We start from the raw sequence: 1,796 nt of genomic DNA, 5'->3' as shown, positions 1-1,796 counted from the left end.
GTGCTCGCGTCTGCACCGGCCGCGTCAGGTCGGCGCGGCGCGACGGCGCCCGCTGGCAGCTCTCACTCGATCACGGCAGCATCCGGGCCCGGTACCTCATCGATGCCACGGGGGCAGGTGCACGGCTGGCGCGTCAGGCAGGAGCCACCCTCGTGAGGGCTGACCGTATGGTCGCTCTCGCGGCCTGCCTGCCGTTCGGCGCGCCGGGTCGCGGTGTGCCCCGGAGTTCGCTGATCGAGTCGGCGCCCTTCGGCTGGTGGTACAGCGCGCCGCTGCCCGCCGGAACTTGCTTCGTCATGGCGATGACGGACGCCGACCTCGTCGCCGGGCAGGCGCTCCACAGGCCAGACCACTGGTGGGGGGCGCTGCAGGAGACCACCCTTCTTCGCCAACGCGTGTGGCGCGCAAGGGCAGCCCCGCCTTCCGGGCTGCGCATCGTACGGACGGCGACGTCGTGCACCAGCCCCGCGGCAGCTCCGGGATGGGCCGCGGTGGGTGACGCTGCCACCACGTCCGACCCGATCGCCGCGAGGGGCATCATCACCGCACTCGCCACAGGCATCGCGGCGGCCGACGCCCTTCACGCCGACGCGGCAGGCGACTCCGCCGCTCTGAGTGCTTATGCCGGACTGGTCGGGGCGAGCCACAGCGAGTTCTTGAGGGGCCGCCTCATCTGTTACGGGAGGGAGCGGCGGTGGGACACACCGTTCTGGAGGAGACGGCGCTCCGGAGCGTCGGACCCGGCTGCCGGTCTCGAGTCGTCATGATCCCTCCTCTCCGGCGTCACGGGCACTTGCCGCGAAGGTGAGGACTTCGAACCCAGGCGTTACGTGCACCCTTCGCGCGCCGGTCGTTCAGACGGCCCTCGCGGCGAAACGAAGCTCCTACCCGGCGGTGCGCGCACGCGCGTGTCTGCCGAGCAGTTCGGCCAGGCCACGACGGGTCGTGGCGAGGACGGCGCGGCCCTCGGGCTTCAGGACGTAGCCGGGATGAAGGTCCCAGACCAGACCCGTGGGGTGCCGTTCTCCGTCGGCTGGGCGGGGGGTGGCCAGGCTGGGGCGCCGGTCGGCGGGCGCGGGGGTGTCGAGGGCGAGGACGCGCCAGGCCCCGGGCCGGAAAGCCTCGGCGATGGTGCGTCCCCGCAGCTGTGGGTGGCCGGCGACCTCCAGCGCGGCGAAGAGGAGGACCCTGCGCTCGACAGGTATGGCGCCGAGGATCTGGCGTCCCATCATGGCTCCGGCGAATGCGGGCGCGGCGAGGTGGGAGACGCTGCGGCTGCGGGTGAGGGCGTCGGGGTGGGCGGCGCGCAGGGTGCGGTAGACGGCGGTCGCGAAGTCGTCGTCGTACAGCCGCAGCGCTACGCGCAGGTCCGGCTTGACCGTACGGGCGTAGAGGGCGGCTTCGAGGTTGGTGGTGTCCGAGCTGGTGACGGCCAGCAGTGCGTGCGCGCGGTGGATCTTGGCCGCCTCCAGGACGCCTTCCTGGGTGACGTCGCCGATGACAGTCGGTACGCGCAATCGGCGGGCGAGTGCGACACCGCGGGCCTCGGGGTCCTCCTCGACGCACACCACAGGGATGTCGAGGTCGCGCAGGCGGGCCAGAACCCTGGCACCGATCTTGCCCAGACCGAGCAGCACGACGTGGCCGGAGAGTCCGCGCGGCGGGCAGCGCAGGGCGGATGCGTTGCGGAACGCGCCCGGCGCCCCCAGCACCCCCGCGAGGAGGAGAGGCAGGAGCGGGTGTCCAGATCGGCCTGGGTGGCGATGACGCGGGCGCGGGGCTCTGCGGCGGCCACA

The 1,796-nt window shown here is 72.9% G+C and carries 2 protein-coding genes; one reads left to right on the top strand and one right to left on the bottom strand.

Features of this window, described 5'->3' with window-relative positions; translation table 11 throughout:
* A partial coding sequence (locus IH00_RS0103285; protein ID WP_199819686.1) for a tryptophan 7-halogenase occupies positions 1-767 on the top strand: 767 nt, incomplete at its 5' end.
* Positions 768-884: 117 nt separating this feature from the next.
* On the opposite strand, the gene IH00_RS0103280 is transcribed toward IH00_RS0103285, so the two are convergent.
* On the bottom strand, positions 885-1,796 hold a 912-nt coding region (locus tag IH00_RS0103280; RefSeq protein WP_199819685.1), incomplete at its 5' end, for a potassium channel family protein.

Origin of the sequence: Streptomyces sp. NRRL S-118 (assembly GCF_000716335.1) — a bacterium.
Lineage (GTDB): Bacteria > Actinomycetota > Actinomycetes > Streptomycetales > Streptomycetaceae > Streptomyces.
This window is presented reverse-complemented; position numbering and strand designations above follow the sequence as displayed.